General features: G+C 60.1%; 14 protein-coding genes. 13 read left to right on the forward strand and 1 reads right to left on the reverse strand.

Translation table 11 applies throughout. From position 1 onward, the window contains the following. Positions 1-4 precede the first annotated feature (4 nt). Positions 5-1,429 (reverse strand): ArnT family glycosyltransferase, encoded by a 1,425-nt coding sequence (locus ACK9YZ_RS01525; RefSeq protein WP_416065450.1) that lies wholly within the window; start codon positions 1,427-1,429, stop codon positions 5-7. 652 nt (positions 1,430-2,081) lie between these two features. Between ACK9YZ_RS01525 and ACK9YZ_RS01530 the strand changes: the two genes are divergently transcribed. The 13 genes from ACK9YZ_RS01530 (at position 2,082) to visR (ending at position 14,425) form a co-directional block, all read left to right on the forward strand. Then, positions 2,082-3,704, forward strand: a complete 1,623-nt coding sequence (locus ACK9YZ_RS01530) for a globin-coupled sensor protein (RefSeq protein ID WP_416065451.1) — start codon at positions 2,082-2,084, stop codon at positions 3,702-3,704. Positions 3,705-3,767: 63 nt separating this feature from the next. Then, complete coding sequence (locus ACK9YZ_RS01535; RefSeq protein WP_216757013.1) at positions 3,768-4,064, forward strand: STAS domain-containing protein; 297 nt, start codon at positions 3,768-3,770, stop codon at positions 4,062-4,064. Next, entirely contained in the window at positions 4,061-4,426 is a 366-nt protein-coding gene (cheY1, locus tag ACK9YZ_RS01540) for a chemotaxis response regulator CheY1 (protein WP_003570362.1), read from the forward strand. The genes ACK9YZ_RS01535 and cheY1 overlap by 4 nt, the downstream gene beginning before the upstream one ends. Positions 4,427-4,443: 17 nt before the next feature. Further along, positions 4,444-6,744 carry a chemotaxis protein CheA gene (locus ACK9YZ_RS01545; protein ID WP_416065452.1) on the forward strand — a complete coding sequence of 767 codons (2,301 nt, stop codon included), beginning with the start codon at positions 4,444-4,446 and terminating at the stop codon, positions 6,742-6,744. Between the two features lie 6 nt (positions 6,745-6,750). Continuing rightward, a complete protein-coding gene (locus ACK9YZ_RS01550; RefSeq protein ID WP_216757015.1) occupies positions 6,751-7,218 on the forward strand; it encodes a chemotaxis protein CheW in 468 nt (155 codons plus the stop codon). Beyond that, the gene (gene cheR, locus ACK9YZ_RS01555; protein WP_416065453.1) at positions 7,215-8,123 is read left to right on the forward strand and encodes a protein-glutamate O-methyltransferase CheR; all 909 of its coding nucleotides are present in this window, start codon (positions 7,215-7,217) and stop codon (positions 8,121-8,123) included. The genes ACK9YZ_RS01550 and cheR overlap by 4 nt, the downstream gene beginning before the upstream one ends. After that, positions 8,120-9,169 carry a protein-glutamate O-methylesterase CheB gene (gene cheB, locus ACK9YZ_RS01560; RefSeq protein WP_416065454.1) on the forward strand — a complete coding sequence of 350 codons (1,050 nt, stop codon included), beginning with the start codon at positions 8,120-8,122 and terminating at the stop codon, positions 9,167-9,169. The genes cheR and cheB overlap by 4 nt, the downstream gene beginning before the upstream one ends. Beyond that, positions 9,169-9,558 carry a response regulator gene (locus ACK9YZ_RS01565; protein WP_183728521.1) on the forward strand — a complete coding sequence of 130 codons (390 nt, stop codon included), beginning with the start codon at positions 9,169-9,171 and terminating at the stop codon, positions 9,556-9,558. The genes cheB and ACK9YZ_RS01565 overlap by 1 nt, the downstream gene beginning before the upstream one ends. Further along, a complete protein-coding gene (gene cheD / locus ACK9YZ_RS01570; protein ID WP_112541540.1) occupies positions 9,555-10,109 on the forward strand; it encodes a chemoreceptor glutamine deamidase CheD in 555 nt (184 codons plus the stop codon). The genes ACK9YZ_RS01565 and cheD overlap by 4 nt, the downstream gene beginning before the upstream one ends. A 16-nt stretch (positions 10,110-10,125) precedes the next feature. Next, positions 10,126-10,515: a chemotaxis protein CheT gene (cheT, locus tag ACK9YZ_RS01575; protein ID WP_416065455.1), complete on the forward strand. Its 390-nt coding sequence runs from the start codon at positions 10,126-10,128 to the stop codon at positions 10,513-10,515. Between the two features lie 114 nt (positions 10,516-10,629). Next, positions 10,630-12,324: a flagellar basal-body MS-ring/collar protein FliF gene (fliF, locus tag ACK9YZ_RS01580; RefSeq protein ID WP_216757019.1), complete on the forward strand. Its 1,695-nt coding sequence runs from the start codon at positions 10,630-10,632 to the stop codon at positions 12,322-12,324. Positions 12,325-12,923: 599 nt separating this feature from the next. Further along, the gene (gene visN / locus ACK9YZ_RS01585) at positions 12,924-13,670 is read left to right on the forward strand and encodes a transcriptional regulator VisN (RefSeq protein ID WP_416065456.1); all 747 of its coding nucleotides are present in this window, start codon (positions 12,924-12,926) and stop codon (positions 13,668-13,670) included. An 8-nt stretch (positions 13,671-13,678) separates the two neighbouring features. Continuing rightward, positions 13,679-14,425, forward strand: a complete 747-nt coding sequence (visR, locus tag ACK9YZ_RS01590) for a transcriptional regulator VisR (protein WP_216757021.1) — start codon at positions 13,679-13,681, stop codon at positions 14,423-14,425. The last annotated feature ends 48 nt before the right edge of the window (positions 14,426-14,473 follow it).

Here is a 14,473-nt window from a genome sequence, read left to right on the forward strand (position 1 = left end):
CGCCTTAGGGCTGCATCAGGCAGGCCGCACCGACCTTATAGACATAGATCGTATCGCCCCTGTAGTTGCCTTTTTCCGGCTGCCAGGTTTTCAGCATTTCCGGCGTTTCGTTCGCGCAACTCAGCGGCTTGGAGGTCAGGAACAGAACCTGCCCCGCGGTATCGGCCGGGAGAGCAAATTCCTGTTCGTAATAGCTGTCCGGCAGGCCGGCCGGCGGGCGGGCATAGATCCTGTAGGGTGCGGCTCTCAGCGTGTGGAAGAGATCGGCGACCATGTCCCTGTTGTCGGTGACGATGATGCCGGCACCAGCCTGTGCGGCAAGATCGGCAGCCTCGCGGCTTACTTCGGCCCGGCCGAGATAGCGTTCCATGACTTCCTTGCCGTTGGGCAGCACCAGTTGATGCGAGAAGACCGTCGCGAAAGGGAAGAGCAGGCAGGCGACGCCATTGATGGTGAGCGAGGTTCTAAGACCTTTTGGCCACAGGCGGTGAAGCAGCCAGACCGCCAGCACGATGCCGGCCACATAGGCCGTGACGGCCCAATTGGCATAGGCCTTGGCGACGGTCGCCTGCAGGGTAATGAGCAGCACGACCGGGATCGAGAGCCAGACGAGCATCTTCTCACGCGGCTCGCTGCGGCCGCGGATCATGTTCCAGACGGCCCAGAGCATGGCGAAGAAGACGATCGGGCCGACCACGCCGAACTGCGCGGAGAAGAATTCCAGCCCGCCGCGGATATTGCTGCCGAGATCATTCCAGTGGGCGATATCCTGCGTGTGGCGCACCGTCGTATTGTTGTTCTGGAGGTTCCACCACAGATTCGGGAACGCGATGACCGCGGAGGTGCCGACCGCGATGATGAAATCGCGCACCGAAATCCGCGCCGCCGGAATGAGCAGCATTGCGATCGCTCCGCCGGGCACAAGGAAGAGCACGGCATATTTCGTAAGAAATGCCAGCCCAACACCGACGCCCATGAGAAGTGCAAGCCCGACGGAGTGGCGCCGCGTCAACCCGAAATAGGCAGCGAGCGCAACGGCGATGAAGAAGAGCAAAATGACGTCGGTGGAGAAGAAGACCGAAGAAAGCGCGACTGCCGGCAGCGTGATATAGGTCGCGCCGACCCAGCCTTCGATCTCGGGTCCGATGAAGCGCTTCGCCATCTTCATCAGCACCAGTGCGGTTGCCATGTGGAAGAGGGGACCGGGAAGCCGCAGCCAGTAGATGTCGCTGGAGCCGGCAAGCTCTGTAAAAATCCTGAGCACCCACGCGATCATCGGCGGCTTGGAATAATAGCCGAAATCGAGATTCTGCGACCAGAACCAGTATTGCGCCTCATCGACGAACAGGTCCGTCGTATCGAAATGCAGCGTCACGATGCGGAAGATCGTAAACGCCATGATGATGATGAGGCCGGTCCGAGCTGACATAAATTGCTGACTTCCGCTGACACAGGAGCGGGTGTCGATACACCAACGGTACCGGACTCCCAACGGGAAAGGTAAACGGAGGCTTGAGGCGCGGTGGCCTCTCAGAAGACGCGAAGCGTGCGGTTGTCGCGATGTGCAGAGATCACATCGAGGAGGGCAACGGCTGCGGCGATCGTGATGGCGATCAGGCAGGAACCCATTCCGAGAACTATCATTTCTCTTTCCTTATTGACGTCATGTCAGGCTCTATAAAACGGGTCTATAACATAGAGCTTGCGCGTGCCTTGTAGCAGCGATGCAACTCCCCGCCAGTATTTACTATGTGAAGTCTGCCTAATTGTTTCAAAAGCTATCGGCAGGAACGGGTTATTAACCTTCAAGCAAGGAATTAACCATAAACATTGGGTTACACGTCGGAATGGGAAGATGCACTCGTTCCCACCAGGCATGACGCCGTCCCGCCGTACCGGGTTGATCCGGTATCCATCTCTTCAGGCAGCTCCGAAACAGAATTGCTGATCAGGAGGCTTTAGCCCATCGGTCGTGACCGATGGCGAAGACCGTCCCTGCGTCTTGCATTCTTCGGAAGCGTCAAAAGTTTTTGGCCGGGTTTCGCCCGGAACGTGGTTGGGGACAGGCGTTGAGGCAGGATATGCCATCAGATCAGGCTCGGGGGACACAGGCAGGCAGCCTGCGCGACCGCCTGCGTTTTGCCGGCCTCGATCCAGACCAGTGCGAGATGGTCCGCCGCAACCGGCCGGCTCTCGAAGCCTATCTGAAGGCGGGCCTGCGCGATCTTTTCCATCGTTTCCAGTCCTTTCCGGATGCCGCCCGTAATTTCGAAAGCGAACGCCAGATCGAGCGGCTGCACGACCTGCAATCCTCGCACTGGGATGTGCTGACGGATGCGCGTTTCGACAGCCTCTATGCGGAGCGGGTCAAGGTTCTCTCCGACACCGAAAGCAAGATCGGCCTTGACCCCCGCTGGCACGTGGCCGGCCACGGGGTCATGCTGGAACACGTGATTACCGGTCTGGTCGACGAGCTCGCCGGCCGCCCGGTACTGCCGTCGGCCAAGCGCCGCGCCCGTGAGATCACCGACCTTATGACCTCCATCATCCGCATCGTCATGGTCGATGTGGAAATCGCCGTCTCGCTGCGCTTCAACGCACTTCGCTCCACCCACCAGCGCGCACTCGCCGATCAGCGTGCCGAAGGCGAGGCGGAAGTCGCCCGCATCTTCAGCGATGTCATAGAAGGGCTGTCGGCCCGCGACTTGACGCCGCGCGCACCGGTCGATGGCGCTCATACCGAAATCGCCGCCGCGCTGAACGCAGCGCTCGACAATCTTCAGACGGAATTTGCCGCGATCGCCGAGCGCAACGCCAAGGCAGAGGCTGCAACGCAGTCGCTCGCTGGCGCTTCCCGCAATTTCGCCGGTAATGCTGCCGGTCAGGCGGATCGCCTGCAGCTTTCCGCCGCCACCCTTGCCGGCATCGCCGAGCGGGTCCGCGAGGGTGCAGCCGGCAGCCGTGCTGCCGAACAGGCCGCGGCCGCCACGCGTGCGGCCGTCGAGGAAAGCGGCGAGGTCGTCGGCCGCGCCATCAGCGCCATGGCTGATATCGAACAGTCTGCGGAGAAGATCGGCCAGATCATCGGCGCGATCGACGAGATTGCCTTCCAGACGAACCTGCTTGCTTTGAACGCCGGCATCGAAGCCGCCCGCGCCGGCGAATCCGGCCGCGGCTTTGCCGTTGTGGCGCAGGAAGTGCGAGCGCTCGCCCAGCGCTCCGCCGAAGCCGCCCGTGAAATCAAGACGCTGGTGACCACCACCAAGACGCAGGTGGATGCCGGCGTACAGATGGTCGGCCGCACACAGGATTCGATTGCCAGCATCGTCCGCCAGGTAACCGACATCAACGCCGCAATCGCGGGCATTGCGGGCGAAACGGGTGAACATGCCGCCGGTCTCGAAGCCGTGACAGCAGACGTTAAGGGCCTCGGCAGCGAAGTGGCCAACAACGCCGGATTTGCGGAGCGTTCGGCCGAGGGCGCCGATCATCTCCACACAGTCATTCTGGAACTCGGCCAGACGATCCGCGAATTCCGCATCGCGCGGGAAAATACCTACGCAACCGGGCCTCATCAGGTGCGTGTTTCCGCCTCCCGGACGGTTGCAATCGCAGCTCGTCCGGAAGCGGTCGATTACGAAAATGACGATTTCGGCATGCCTCAGCCTCTCGCAAGTGCCGGAGGTGGGCGGAATGTTTACTAACCTATCGGATTATGACGTCGGCTCGCTTTCGCGGGTCGGGGACAAGGGAACAAGGAAAAGCTGATGGCAGCAAAGAAGAGTGCCAAGACGCTGGAGTTGCCAGCGGTTCTTGATCTCAATGAGGCTTCCGCATTGCGCGACAAGCTTCTCTCGATGCGAGGAAACCCTCTGGCGATCGATGCTTCAGCAGTCGAACGCGTCGGCGCTCTTTGCGCCCAGGTTCTGATGGCCGCCGAGAAGACCTGGGACCAGGACAAGCAGTCGATCACGTTTTCGAAAGTGTCCGACGCATTTCAAAAAACCATGCAGCTGGTTGGCGTCGATATCGACCACCTGCTTGCCAAGGAGATCCGGCAATGAAGAAAAAAGTACTGACGGTGGACGATTCCCGCACCATCCGAAACATGCTTCTCGTAACGCTGAACAATGCGGGTTTCGAGACGATCCAGGCTGAAGACGGTGTTGAAGGCCTCGAGGTTCTCGAGGAATCCAATCCCGACGTCATCGTCACCGACATCAACATGCCGCGCCTCGACGGTTTCGGCTTCATCGAAGGTGTGCGCCGCAACGAGAAGTACCGTGCGATTCCGATCCTGGTGCTGACGACCGAAAGCGACGCGGAAAAGAAGAACCGTGCCCGTCAGGCCGGTGCCACCGGCTGGATCGTCAAGCCCTTCGACCCCGCCAAGCTGATCGATGCCATCGAGCGTGTAACCGCTTAAGCCCAGGATTTGCTCCTATGGATATGAACGAAATCAAAGAGATCTTTTTCCAGGAGTGCGAGGAACAGCTCGCTGAGCTGGAATCCGGTCTTCTGAAAATGAATGATGGCGATCGCGATCCGGAAACCGTCAATGCGGTATTCCGCGCGGTGCATTCGATCAAGGGCGGTGCAGGCGCCTTTGGCTTGGATGACCTCGTCGCTTTCGCCCACGTCTTTGAGACTACACTTGATTGCGTTCGTTCCAACAAGCTCGAGCCTACCCAGGACGTCCTGAAGGTTATGCTGAAGTCGGCTGACGTGCTCGCCGACCTGACCAATGCTGCCCGTGACGGCGGCAGTGTCGACGAAAGCAGGAGCCGCGGCCTCGTCAAGGAACTGGAAGCGCTCGCCAATGGTGAGCTGCCGTCTCCCTCGGCAGTCTCCGAGGCGCCCGCGCCGAAGTCGGCCCCGAAGGCCGCTCCCGCTGCGGTTGCCGCAACACCGGCTCCCAAGCCGACCGACGACAGCGGCTTCCAGCCAATTCCCTTCTCCTTCGACGATTTCGGCGGCGAAGAGAAGCCGGTCGATCTGCCGGCTTACGAGATCACCTTCAAGCCGCGCTTCGAGCTCTATTCGAAGGGCAACGACGCCACTCTCCTGCTGCGCGATCTCTCCCGCCTCGGCGAGATGAGCATCTATTGCAACACCGACGCCCTGCCGGGCCTCGACGAGCTCGATCCGGAAGGCGCCTATTTCTTCTGGAACATCACGATCAAGACGGACAAGGGCGAAGACGCGATCCGCTCGGTCTTCGAATTCGCCGAATGGGATTGCGATCTGACCGTGAAGCCGGCGGAGGACAGCAAGCCGGGCGAGACCAACGATGAACTGCCGATGATCCCGGTTCCGTTCGATCTCTCGATCCTGGACGATGGCGGTGCCGCCGAAGTGCCGGCCGCTGTCGAGACCAAGGCTGACGACACAGCTGCTGCCGTTGCCGCCGCTGAAACGGCGACGAATGTCACGCAGATGGCCGCCGCCGCTGCCCGCGTCGAAAAGAAGGAATCGGCCGCCGCCGCTGCCGCTGCCGCGGCAAGTGCCGCAGCCCAGAACAATGCCGCTGCCGGTGCCGGTCAGACGATCCGCGTCGATCTCGATCGCGTCGACCGCCTGATCAACCTCGTCGGCGAGCTCGTCATCAACCAGGCGATGCTATCCCAGAGCGTCATCGAAAACGACACGACCGGCACCTCCTCGATCAACATGGGTCTCGAAGAGCTGCAGCAGCTCACCCGCGAGATCCAGGACTCGGTCATGGCGATCCGTGCCCAGCCCGTGAAGCCGGTCTTCCAGCGCATGTCGCGTATCGTTCGCGAAATCGCTGACATGACCGGCAAGTCGATCCGCCTGATCACCGAAGGTGAAAACACCGAAGTGGACAAGACGGTCATCGACAAGCTGGCCGAACCGCTGACCCACATGATCCGCAACGCCGTCGACCACGGTATCGAAACGCCTGAAAAGCGTGCCGCCGCCGGCAAGAACACCGAAGGTACGGTCCGCCTCACGGCTAAGCATCGTTCGGGTCGCATCCTCATCGAGCTCGCCGACGACGGCGCCGGCATCAACCGCGAGAAGGTCCGCCAGAAGGCGATCCAGAATGACCTCATCCCGGCCGACGCCAATCTGTCGGACGAGGAAATCGACAACCTGATCTTCCTGCCGGGCTTCTCCACGGCGGACAAGATCTCGGACATCTCCGGTCGTGGTGTCGGCATGGACGTCGTCAAGCGCTCTATCCAGGCGCTCGGTGGCCGCATCAACATCACATCGAGGCCGGGTCAGGGCTCGGTCTTCACGATGAGCCTGCCGCTGACGCTCGCCGTTCTCGACGGCATGGTGGTCACGGTCGCCGGCCAGACTCTGGTCGTGCCGCTGACGGCCATCGTCGAAACGCTGCAGCCGGAAGCCGCCGCGATCCACTCCTTCGGTGCGAACCATCGACTGATTTCGATCCGCAACAGCTTCTGCCCGCTGGTCGATGTCGGTCGCATCCTGAACTTCCGCGCCACCCAGGCCAATCCGGTCGAGGGTGTCGCCCTTCTCGTCGAATCCGAAGGCGGCGGTCAGCGCGCGCTCATGGTCGATGCGATCCAGGGTCAGCGTCAGGTCGTCATCAAGAGCCTCGAGGCCAACTACACCCACGTTCCGGGGATCGCCGCGGCGACCATCCTCGGCGACGGTCGCGTGGCGCTCATCCTCGATGTGGATGCGGTCGTCGGCGCATCGCGCGGTCAGTCCCTCAAGGCGGAAATGTCTTTGGCGGCAGCAGGGTAAAGTGCAATGTCGTACACGGCAAAAAATCTGACCCTGGGCGGAAGCGAACTCATCGCATTTCGTGTTGGCGATCAGGAATTCTGCGTGAACATCATGTCGGTTCGCGAAATCCGGGGCTGGACCCCGGCAACCGCGATGCCGCACTCGCCATCCCATATGATAGGTGTGATCAACCTGCGTGGTGCGGTGTTGCCGATCGTCGATCTTTCGGGCCGACTCGGCATGAAGCCGACAGATCCGACTGCCCGCCACGTCATCATCGTCGCCCAGGTCCGTCGCAAGGTGGTGGGTCTCCTGGTCGACGCGGTGTCCGACATTCTGACCGTCACCGATGACGACATCCAGTCCACGCCCGAGGTTTCCTCCGACCTTGAGCGCCAGTTCGCTCGGGGCATTCTCGCCATCGATAAGCGAATGATCTGCCTGATCGAACTCGAAGCTCTGTTCCCCGAGACTGAAAGCGAAGCCGCATGAATGTACTGGGCGTAAAAGATCATCGGCAGTCGACCGATGAGGTGCTGGCGAGCGGGGAATACCCGCTGACACGCCGCGACCTCTCGGAAATCGCCGCCATGATCTATGCGGATGCCGGAATCTATCTCAACGAGACGAAAGCCTCGCTGGTCTATTCGCGTCTGTCGAAGCACATCCGCAACCTTGGCCTTTCAGGGTTTCGCGAATATTGCGAGCTTGTCGCCTCGCCGGCAGGTGCTGCCGCCCGGCGCGAGATGCTGTCGCACCTGACGACGAACTTCACGCGCTTCTTCCGTGAAAACCATCATTTCGAGCACTTGCGCGACCATGTGCTGCCCGATCTCCTGAACCGGGCACGCGCCGGCGGCCGTGTCAGGATCTGGTCGGCCGCGTCCTCGGATGGGCAGGAGCCCTATTCGATCGCACTCACCGTTCTGTCAATGATGCCGAACGTTGCCGACTACGACTTCAAGATTCTCGCGACCGATATCGACCCGAAGATCCTCGCAATCGCCCGGGCCGGCGCTTACGACGAGAGCGCGCTGGAAACCGTCTCGCCTGCCATGCGTAAGCAATGGTTTACCGAGGTTGAGATTCAGGGGCGCCGCAAGTTCCAGGTCGACGACCGCGTGAAGCGCCTCATCACTTACAACGAGCTGAACCTGATGGCCCAATGGCCATTCAAGGGCAAGTTCGACGTCATCTTCTGTCGCAACGTCGTCATCTACTTCGACGAACCGACGCAGATGAAGATCTGGCAGCGCTTCGCCGGCCTGCTGCCGGAGGGCGGCCATCTCTATATCGGCCACTCCGAGCGCGTCTCTGGCGAGGCCAAGCACGTCTTCGACAATATCGGTATCACCACCTACCGCTATACCACCAAGGGTCTCGGGAGGAAGGCATGAGCGCCCCGGCAAGAGTACTCGTTGTTGACGACTCGCCGACCATGCGCGGCCTGATCGCGGCCGTCCTGAGTTCGGATCCCGACGTCAACGTCATAGGCCAGGCCGGCGACGCCCTGGAGGCGCGCGAGGCGATCAAGCGGCTGAACCCCGATGTCCTCACCCTGGATATCGAGATGCCGAATATGAACGGACTCGACTTCCTCGAAAAGATCATGCGCCTGCGGCCCATGCCGGTGATCATGGTTTCGACCATGACGCATCGCGGCGCGGAGGCGACACTCGCAGCTCTCGAAATCGGTGCCTTCGATTGCGTCGGCAAGCCGCAGCCGGGCGAGCCGCGCCCCTTCGGCGACCTTGCCGAGAAGGTAAAGGCTGCCGCCCGCACGCAGCGCAACTTCGCTCAACCGGCCAAGCCTGCCGCCGTCACGCCGCCACCCGCCGTTGCCGACTTCCGCGTCGGCCGCAAGATCGTGGCGATCGGTTCTTCGACCGGCGGCGTGGAAGCCCTGATCGCCGTGCTGCAGAAATTCCCGGCGAATTGCCCGCCGACCGTCATTACCCAGCATATGCCGCCGACCTTCACCAAGAGCTTTGCCGAACGGCTGAACCGGCTCTGTGCGCCGGTCGTGGAGGAAGCGACCGACGGCGCCCGTCTGGAGATCGGCAAGGTCTACCTCGCGCCTGGTGGTGAGCGCCATCTGCAGGTTTCGAATACATCGGCGCCCTGCTGCCGATTGGTCGAGCGGGGGCCAGTCAATGGCCATCGCCCGTCGGTCGATGTGCTCTTCGATTCGGTTGCCGAACTCGCCGGGCGCAATGCCGTCGGTGTGATCCTAACCGGCATGGGTCGCGATGGGGCTGCCGGGTTGTTGAAAATGCGACACGCAGGGGCAAGAACGCTCGGTCAGAACGAAAAAACCTGCGTTGTTTACGGAATGCCAAGAGTTGCCTACGAACTTGGCGCAGTTGAGCAGCAGCTTCCGCTGGCTGCCATCGGCGAGGAAATATTGAAAATGACAGCCGCCCGAAAGGAAGGGACCGAATAATGTCGATCGCGGAGAAAATCAAAGTTCTGATCGTTGACGATCAGGTGACCAGCCGCCTGCTGCTCAGCGACGCACTGACGCAGCTCGGCTTCAAGCAGATCACCGCTGCCGGTGACGGCGAGCAGGGTATGAAGATCATGACGGAGCAGCCCCACCACCTCGTGATCTCGGACTTCAATATGCCGAAGATGGACGGCATCGGCTTCCTGCAGGCCGTGCGCAGCAATCCGAACACCAAAAAGGCGGCCTTCATCATCCTTACTGCACAGGGCGACCGTGCGTTGGTGACGAAAGCTGCCCAGCTTGGCGCAAACAACGTTCTGGCGAAGCCCTTCACCATCGAAAAGATGAAGGCGGCTATCGAAGCCGTGTTTGGAGCCCTGAAATGATCACTGAGGGTGCGGCCCGCCGCGTGCACATCATTCAGGGTGAATACAAGGTCTTGAGCGACCCGGATGCGGTGCTTTCGACCATCCTTGGCTCGTGCGTGGCAGCCTGCCTCAGAGATCCCGTCGCAGGTGTCGGCGGCATGAACCACTTCCTGTTGCCGGGGACAGGCAACACCCCGATGACCGGCGGCGATGCCACGCGCTACGGCGTGCATCTCATGGAACTGCTGATCAACGGCCTCCTGAAAAAGGGCGCGCGGCGCGACCGGCTGGAGGCCAAGATATTCGGAGGAGCGAAGACGATCTCGACATTCTCGAATGTTGGCGAGCAGAACGCGGCCTTCGCCATGCAGTTCCTTCGGGATGAAGGCATTCCGGTGGTCAGCTCCAGCACCGGCGGTGAGCATGGACGAAAGATCGAATATTGGCCGGTGTCCGGCCGTGCCCGACAATACCCCCTGACCGGTGCCGAAACCCAGAGAACCGTCGCTCTCGAGCAGCGTCCCGCTGCTCCGCAGAAGCCCGCCGAGACCAGTATCGAATTCTTTTGATGGCGAGGATTTTTATATGAGTTTTACACCGATCATCGAGCCGCCATCGCCTGTAGAGGCGCTAAGCGACGTATTGATGCGCATTGTCTCCGAGCTTCACGACGTTGCCTACCTGATCGAGCGGATCGAACCCCAGCTGATCGAACTGGGCGGCTCGGAAATCCTGAATTCCCCTGACAGCATGAAGGTGATGCAGGGTATCGATCTCGCCGTACAGAAATCGCGCGGTCTCGCCGAATTCATCGACACCATCACCGGTGAAATTCCGCAGAACTGGTCGATCGATGTCGCCACCGCCCTCAGCCTCGTCAAGCTTGCCGAAATGCAGAAAGCTCTCGGTGGCGGTACCCGCCACGGCCATTCCCAGCCGCTCAGCAAGGCGGCCGGCGACTTCGATTTCTTCTAGCATCGCAATTCATTCCCGCATGCGCCGAACGAAACGCTCGCACAAGTTTCGGCGTCTATTCGTCAAATGAGGCAATAAGCCTGCTTTGTCTTTGACGGATCGTGCGAGAACAGAATGAATCTGTTAAATCAATTAGTTCAGATTATTAAGAACTTTGGTTCACTTGGGCGGACGCGTTTGATGATCCTTGGTGGGGTCGGCGCCGCTTCCATCGCAATCATCCTGGCGGCGGCCATTTTCGTCAACAAACCGGCCCAGGAAACGCTTTATGTCGGCCTGGAGACGCCCGATCTCAACCAGATCAGCATGGCGCTCGCCGAAAGCAACATCGATTTTCAGGTCGGAACGGACGGTTCAAGTATCACCGTACCGGCCGGCATGACGGGCAAGGCCCGTCTGTTGCTTGCCGAACGCGGCCTGCCGAACAGCGCTAACGCCGGTTACGAGCTCTTCGACAATGTCGGTTCGCTCGGCCTCACCTCCTTCATGCAGGAAGTGACCCGCGTCCGTGCTCTCGAAGGTGAAATCGGCCGCACGATTCAGTCGATCTCCGGCATCACCGCCGCACGTGTCCACATCGTCATGCCCGAGGTCGGCAATTTCCGTAAAGCCGAACAAAAGCCCACGGCATCCGTCATGATTCGCGCCAGTGCCGCGACGGGGCGAAACGCTGCCACCTCGATCCGTCACCTCGTCGCCTCGGCCGTGCCGGGGCTTGATGTCGATGATGTGACGATCCTCGATTCCGCTGGCCAGCTTCTTGCTTCCGGCGACGAAGCCAGCAACAGTATGCTGAACCGCTCGCTCAGCATCGTCCAGAACGTCCAGCAGGAAGTCGAATCGAATATCGACAAGGCGCTCGCACCCTTCCTCGGAATGGATAACTTCCGCTCCAGCGTAACGGCCAACCTCAACACCGACGCCCAGCAGATCCAGGAAACTACCTACGATCCGGAATCCAAGGTCGAGCGCTCGGTCCGCTCCACGAAGGAAAACGCCCAGTCCCAGCAGCGTCAATCTGACAATGCGACGACGGTCGAGCAGAACATTCCACAAGCAGCACCTGATGCGGGTGGCGCGAATGGTCCGCAGTCTGAGGACAAGTCCGACAAGCGCGAAGAGCAGACCAACTACGAAATCAACAGCAAGACCACGGCCACGACGCGCAGCGCATACCGGGTCGAAAAGCTCTCGGTTGCCGTTGTCGTCAACAAGGGCCGCATCGCCAAGATGGTCGGCGAACCGGCTGATCAGGCCAAGATCGACGCCTACCTCGCTGAAATGCAGAAAATCGTTACTTCGGCCGCTGGTCTCGACACGAACCGCGGCGATGTGGTTACCGTCACGGCGATGGACTTCCTTGAGAACCAGCTTCTCGACGATGCGAATGGCGGCGTCCATGTCATGGATATTCTGAGCCGCAACCTCGCCGGTATCATCAACTCGCTGGCCTTCGTTGCAGTTGCCTTCGTGGTGGTCTGGCTGGGCGTGCGTCCCCTCATCCGCACCGTCAACGGCTCGGGCTCCTCCTCCGCAATGCTTGGCGACGCCACTCCCGAATCGGCGGGCCTCGAATTGCCGGACTTCGCACCGGCGGGCGCCTCCCCGGGCGGCGCGCTCATGGATGGCTTCGGCTCCGACTTCGGCTTCGACAGCACCGAGGATCTGCTCAGCCTCGGCGACGACGACGGCAACTTCAACCGCCGCGTCAAGGAAGGTCCGGAACGCAAGCTTGCTCGCATGGTGGAGATCAACGAGGAGCGTGCCGCGAAGATCCTCAGGAAATGGGCCATCGACGAAGCAGCATGATGAAAAGGCCGGGAAACCGGCCTTTTTCTTTCTTATCGGTGGATAGATCAATCGGTAACAAGAACGTGACCCATCGTCGCAGCCGGCTTGTAAAGAGCCGGTTTTTCATTGCAGAGAATTCGGATGTATAGATCGCCGGGCAGCGGGATGGCGTCGTGCGTCCGAGGCTCAAACCTTGCATAGGTCGGACGATATGAGTATTTCTATAGTAGAACGATAGTGCGTTGCTTTTGTGCGTTGGAGATTTGTTTTCCCCGGGCATTCGATTGCGGCACTTCCCTGGTCGGAACTGTGACAATTACGTCATTCAGACCGATAATTCCGCTCAGCATCGCTCGCGCATAAGGCGAGGAACGTTGCGGCCAATGCCAGAATCATCCTAGTTTATATATCTCCGCGAGAGTGGAGTGGTGATCGAATCACTGCATGGAAGGTCGCAAAAGTAAATCCCCAGAAGTCGGAGATGGTGATTTACGATGGTTGGCTTACCCTCAAGTGATTCGAAGTGGGATTCGCGTGGGGCATGTGTTTGAATCCCTTTCATAAAAACAGAACTTCTTTGCGAGAACCGACAGTTTCTCAGCCGCAGGTCACTGCCAATGGATATGGACATATTTCAGGCGAATAAAGGCGAGAAGCAGATGGCGAACTTCCTAGGCGCCAATGTGCCGGATCTTCAGCCGCGCGACGAACTGATCGATCGCCTGCGAGTCATCGCCGAAACCGGCAAGTTGCATGCCGGCTTGCGGGCGCTGACCGAGTATGTCGGCGCCATGCACTATCTGATGGCGCGCTGCGATCTCATCCAGGAAAGCGGTCTGGACTTTATCGTTTCGTCCGACTGGCCCTTCGATCTGGTGAAAGATGTCGCCAATGACTTGGTTGCCGGTTATGCGCGCTCGACGGAGTTCGAGAAGTGCATGCAGGTATTGCAGCCGGGCTTTGCGCTTCTGCCCGAGAGCGCCGAAGTGCCGCATGGCGCCAGCCGGCAATATTGCTCTCTGACCCTCAATGTCGGCCGCTCTCGCTTGGTGCTGATGTTCCTGTTCAGGGAAGGCGTCGTTCTGTCGCCGGAACGTCTTCGGGACGTAGGCCTCCTGGCGGGCTATTTCGCAAGTTTCCTTCGCTGCGGAGGCACGAAGGTCGATCGCGATTTCGAACTGACGGACCGAGAGTTGGAATGCCTCTTCTGGATTGCGGAAGGCAAGACGAGCGACGAGATCGCCATGATCCTCGGTATCTCCCGGAATACCATCAATAATTACATCACCAGTGTGATGCGGAAGACTGCAACGAAGACTCGTTCCGAGGCGATAGCCTTCGCCGTTCGCAACAATCTCGTTTGAGGGGAATTATGGGGCATCAACCAGGCAGGGTGATAAGCAATACGGACCAGATGCGCATGGTACGTGTGAACAGGATTTCCAGCCGGTCTGACCTTTTCCCGCGCCTGATTGCCATGCAGAAGCTGGCGGATACCCAGGGTTTCGCCGTCTTTCGTGTCAGCGGTTCCGGTGTGCCGGCAAAGCAGCGACTGATCTGCGAGTTGGAGAACTGGGGTCCCTCGAATGCCGGCTTCGGCAAGGCCTTCATCGACGCCTATGGTGAGGCGTTGCTCGACCATATCGATCGTTCGCTGCTGCCGTTGTTCTGGGCCGGTAGCCACGACAGCGCGGCTCCAGGCCCTACCGACTTCTCACCTTTCATGGTGAGGCTGAAAGATGGCATGGTGCCTTTCTCCGGTCTTGCTTTTCCGGTGCGCCTCGGCGCCATCGGCAACGGCTTTGTGCTCTTCACCGGCGATGAAATCGACCCCCCGAGTGATACGATCATCGAGCTGCACGGCCGGTGCTGCAATGTCATGATGGATCTGCTGTCGCTCGATGAGCGGCGTGCGGCGGCGAGTGAGGCACTGAGTGAGCGCGAGATCGCCTGCCTTCAGCTCGCTGGTGATGGTCGTATCAGCGAAGAAATCGCCGACAAGCTCGGCCTGTCCGTCCATACGGTGAACGCCTATCTCGGCTCGGCAACCATCAAGCTCGATTCGGTCAACCGCATCCAGGCGATCGCCAAGGCGATACGTTTGGGTTACATTAGCTGACACAGCAAGGCCCGGTGCCTTGCGGACCGGGCCTGATATTCGCAAGCG

The organism is Rhizobium sp. ZK1 (assembly GCF_047782645.1).
Lineage (GTDB): Bacteria > Pseudomonadota > Alphaproteobacteria > Rhizobiales > Rhizobiaceae > Rhizobium.